Raw genomic sequence first — 5350 nt, 5'->3', positions numbered from 1 at the left:
ATCCGTATTTGCTGGCTAGAGGTTGTTGTCTCGTAACCGCATAGTGAACGCGAACAGCATTGAAATCATCAGTTCAATATTGTTTTATTGTGTGTTGAAAGTCATCGGCCTATTAGTACAGGTCAGCTACACAAGTCTTTAGTCCTTGCTTCCACATCCTGCCTATCAACCCAGTGGTCTAGCTGGGGGCCTCTCACACTCAAGGTGCATGGAAATCTCATCTCGAAGCAGGCTTCCCGCTTAGATGCTTTCAGCGGTTATCCCTTCCAAACGTAGCTAATCAGCGATGCACTTGGCAGTACAACTGACACACCAGAGGTTCGTCCGTCCCGGTCCTCTCGTACTAAGGACAGCCCTTCTCAAATTTCCAACGCGCGCAGCGGATAGGGACCGAACTGTCTCACGACGTTCTAAACCCAGCTCGCGTACCGCTTTAATGGGCGAACAGCCCAACCCTTGGGACCTACTCCAGCCCCAGGATGCGACGAGCCGACATCGAGGTGCCAAACCATGCCGTCGATATGGACTCTTGGGCAAGATCAGCCTGTTATCCCCGAGGTACCTTTTATCCGTTGAGCGACGGCCCTTCCACGAGGTGCCGCCGGATCACTAGTCCCGACTTTCGTCCCTGCTCGAGCTGTCACTCTCACAGTCAAGCTCCCTTGTGCACTTACACTCGACACCTGATTGCCAACCAGGCTGAGGGAACCTTTGGGCGCCTCCGTTACATTTTAGGAGGCAACCGCCCCAGTTAAACTACCCATCAGGCACTGTCCCTGAACCAGATCATGGTCCGAAGTTAGGTGACCGGTACAGCCAGAGTGGTATTTCAACGATGACTCCACCTGAACTAGCGTCCAAGCTTCACAGTCTCCCACCTATCCTACACAAGCTGCACCGAACACCAATACCAAACTATAGTAAAGGTCTCGGGGTCTTTCCGTCCTGCTGCGCGTAACGAGCATCTTTACTCGTACTGCAATTTCGCCGAGTTCATGGTTGAGACAGCGGGGAAGTCGTTACTCCATTCGTGCAGGTCGGAACTTACCCGACAAGGAATTTCGCTACCTTAGGATGGTTATAGTTACCACCGCCGTTTACTGGGGCTTAAATTCTCAGCTTCGCATTACTGCTAACCAGTCCTCTTAACCTTCCAGCACCGGGCAGGAGTCAGTCCGTATACATCGTCTTGCGACTTCGCACGGACCTGTGTTTTTAGTAAACAGTCGCTTCCCCCTGGTCTCTGCGGCCCACACCCGCATCAGAGAAGCAAGTTCTCATCACGGGGCAGGCCCCCCTTCTTCCGAAGTTACGGGGGCATTTTGCCGAGTTCCTTAACCATGATTCTCTCGATCGCCTTAGTATTCTCTACCTGATCACCTGTGTCGGTTTGGGGTACGGGCGGACTTGGACCTCGCGCCGATGCTTTTCTAGGCAGCATAGGATCACCGAATCACCCCGAAAACGGGGCGCCTATCAGGTCTCAGAAACATGAGCGGCGGATTTGCCAACCACTCTTCCTACACCCTTGGACCAGGTCAATTCCATTGCCTGGCTCGGCTACCTTCCTGCGTCACACCTGTTAATACGCTGACCTCACTGCATCGGTTCCCACCACATCAACCAGCAAGATGCCCGAAGGCACCAACAGCTAGCGTCAATCATGGTTAGCATCCACAGCTCAGTATGGGCGGTCCTTCGCCGGTACGGGAATATCAACCCGTTGTCCATCGACTACGCCTGTCGGCCTCGCCTTAGGTCCCGACTAACCCAGGGCAGATTAGCTTAACCCTGGAACCCTTGATCATTCGGCGGACGGGTTTCTCACCCGTCATTCGCTACTCATGCCTGCATTCTCACTCGTGTGGCCTCCACCGCTGGTTTACACCGCGACTTCACCGTCCACACGACGCTCCCCTACCCATCCAAACACCCAATCGAAACCAGGTTAATATTTGAATGACGCAACTTCGGCGGTGTGCTTGAGCCCCGCTACATTATCGGCGCGGAATCACTTGACCAGTGAGCTATTACGCACTCTTTCAAGGGTGGCTGCTTCTAAGCCAACCTCCTGGTTGTCACAGCAACTCCACATCCTTTTCCACTTAGCACACGCTTAGGGGCCTTAGTTGGCGTTCTGGGCTGTTTCCCTCTCGACTATGAAGCTTATCCCCCACAGTCTCACTGCTGCGCTCTCACTTGCCGGCATTCGGAGTTTGGCTAAGGTCAGTAACCTTGTAGGGCCCATCGCCTATCCAGTAGCTCTACCTCCAGCAAGAAACACGCAACGCTGCACCTAAATGCATTTCGGGGAGAACCAGCTATCACGAAGTTTGATTGGCCTTTCACCCCTACCCACAGCTCATCCCCTCCATTTTCAACTGAAGTGGGTTCGGTCCTCCACACGCTCTTACACGCGCTTCAACCTGGCCATGGGTAGATCACTTCGCTTCGGGTCTAGATCACGCCACTCAAACGCCCTATTCAGACTCGCTTTCGCTACGGCTTCCCCACACGGGTTAACCTCGCGACGTAACACTAACTCGCAGGCTCATTCTTCAAAAGGCACGCCATCACCAGGGAACAAGTCCCCAGCTCTAACGGATTGTAAGCGCACGGTTTCAGGTACTATTTCACTCCCCTCCCGGGGTACTTTTCACCATTCCCTCACGGTACTGATTCACTATCGGTCATCAAGTAGTATTCAGGCTTACCAGGTGGTCCTGGCAGATTCACACAAGGTTTCACGGGCCCCGTGCTACTCGGGTATCAACACTAGAACGGCAGACACGCATTACACCTACGGGACTATCACCCTCTATGGTCCGGCATTCCAACCGATTCACCTATACGCCTGCACCTCATCCCACCAGCAAGATAGCGCTGGTACATGTCAACCCCACAACCCCGGTGATGCAACGCCTATCCGCTATCACACACCAACCGGTTTAGCCCCATCCGCGTTCGCTCGCCACTACTAACGGAATCACTGTTGTTTTCTCTTCCTGCGGGTACTGAGATGTTTCACTTCCCCGCGTTCCCTCCACACAGCCTATACATTCAGCTGCAGGTCACACCACATAACATGGTGCGGGGTTCCCCCATTCGGAAATCCTGGTCTCAACGTCCGGTTATCGACTCCACCAGGCTTATCGCAGATTCCCACGTCCTTCATCGGCTCTTGATGCCAAGGCATCCACCGTGCGCCCTTAAAAACTTCAACACAACATCAAAGTCAAAAGATATGAGCAATAAAACAATCTAACAAAATCACGCAGACAAGACTCCAACACCAGGCAATCCAAGGAAAAGGACTACCCAGCTCATCTCATCTGCAAGATGCTCGCGTTCACTATACAGTTCCCAAACAACAACCCCGCACCCCCGCAACAACACCCCAAAACCAACACCAGCCAAAGGCCAGCATCAATCCAACAGGACATCCTTGCAGCAAACACAGGACAAACACCGAAACACCAAGAACCCCTCACCCAAGCGAACACCACCAGGACCCTCCCCACAGGAAGAACCCCGGCAACCATTCACCAGGAAAGGAGGCTTGTTGCCTCAAAACCCAACAGCATGCCAAACCATACAAACCACACAACACCCACACACCGCATTCCAGCACCGCAAGAAGAAAACCCCCTGCAATGCGTACTAGCAGATGCCCAAGCACCACGCGGCCACAGCCAATACCCCGCACCAGCATCAGCCAGCACGTTTTCCGGTATTGAGTCCATTGATATTCCACCCATGAGCAACCCACCCGGACAACACTCGTGTCCAGCATGGGCAACCAATAATGGTTAGCTCCTTAGAAAGGAGGTGATCCAGCCGCACCTTCCGGTACGGCTACCTTGTTACGACTTAGTCCCAATCGCCAGTCCCACCTTCGACGACTCCCCCCACACAAGGTGGTTAGGCCATCGGCTTCGGGTGTTACCAACTTTCGTGACTTGACGGGCGGTGTGTACAAGGCCCGGGAACGTATTCACCGCAGCGTTGCTGATCTGCGATTACTAGCGACTCCGACTTCATGGGGTCGAGTTGCAGACCCCAATCCGAACTGAGACCGGCTTTTAGGGATTAGCTCCACCTCACAGTATCGCAACCCATTGTACCGGCCATTGTAGCATGCGTGAAGCCCAAGACATAAGGGGCATGATGATTTGACGTCATCCCCACCTTCCTCCGAGTTGACCCCGGCAGTCTCCCATGAGTCCCCACCTTTACGTGCTGGCAACATGGAACGAGGGTTGCGCTCGTTGCGGGACTTAACCCAACATCTCACGACACGAGCTGACGACAACCATGCACCACCTGTGAACCAGCCCCGAAGGGAAACCCCATCTCTGAGGCGGTCTGGCACATGTCAAGCCTTGGTAAGGTTCTTCGCGTTGCATCGAATTAATCCGCATGCTCCGCCGCTTGTGCGGGCCCCCGTCAATTCCTTTGAGTTTTAGCCTTGCGGCCGTACTCCCCAGGCGGGGCACTTAATGCGTTAGCTACGGCGCGGAAAACGTGGAATGTCCCCCACACCTAGTGCCCAACGTTTACGGCATGGACTACCAGGGTATCTAATCCTGTTCGCTCCCCATGCTTTCGCTCCTCAGCGTCAGTAAATGCCCAGAGACCTGCCTTCGCCATCGGTGTTCCTCCTGATATCTGCGCATTTCACCGCTACACCAGGAATTCCAGTCTCCCCTACATCACTCTAGTCTGCCCGTACCCACCGCAGATCCGAGGTTGAGCCTCGGACTTTCACGGCAGACGCGACAAACCGCCTACGAGCTCTTTACGCCCAATAAATCCGGATAACGCTTGCGCCCTACGTATTACCGCGGCTGCTGGCACGTAGTTAGCCGGCGCTTCTTCTGCAGGTACCGTCACTTTCGCTTCTTCCCTACTGAAAGAGGTTTACAACCCGAAGGCCGTCATCCCTCACGCGGCGTCGCTGCATCAGGCTTTCGCCCATTGTGCAATATTCCCCACTGCTGCCTCCCGTAGGAGTCTGGGCCGTGTCTCAGTCCCAGTGTGGCCGGTCACCCTCTCAGGCCGGCTACCCGTCGTCGCCTTGGTGAGCCATTACCTCACCAACAAGCTGATAGGCCGCGAGTCCATCCCCCACCGATAAATCTTTCCACCAACAACCATGCGGTCAAAGGTAATATCCGGTATTAGACCCAGTTTCCCGGGCTTATCCCAGAGTCGGGGGCAGGTTACTCACGTGTTACTCACCCGTTCGCCACTAATCCACCCAGCAAGCTGGGCTTCATCGTTCGACTTGCATGTGTTAAGCACGCCGCCAGCGTTCATCCTGAGCCAGGATCAAACTCTCCATAAAAAA

At 54.3% G+C, this 5350-nt stretch carries 2 rRNA genes; both read right to left on the bottom strand.

Features of this window, described 5'->3' with window-relative positions:
* Positions 1-91: 91 nt before the first annotated feature.
* A 23S ribosomal RNA gene (locus ACIP6G_RS18195) occupies positions 92-3223 on the bottom strand.
* Positions 3224-3821: 598 nt separating this feature from the next.
* Positions 3822-5347: ribosomal RNA gene (locus tag ACIP6G_RS18190) — 16S ribosomal RNA — on the bottom strand.
* Together the 16S and 23S rRNA genes form the textbook arrangement of a ribosomal RNA operon.
* Positions 5348-5350: the final 3 nt, after the last annotated feature.

It is taken from the genome of Glutamicibacter sp. NPDC088483 (genome assembly GCF_044753145.1).
In the GTDB taxonomy this organism is placed as follows: Bacteria; Actinomycetota; Actinomycetes; order Actinomycetales; family Micrococcaceae; genus Glutamicibacter.
The sequence above is the reverse complement of the archived record's forward strand: the minus strand, read 5'-3'. Positions and strand labels throughout refer to the sequence as shown.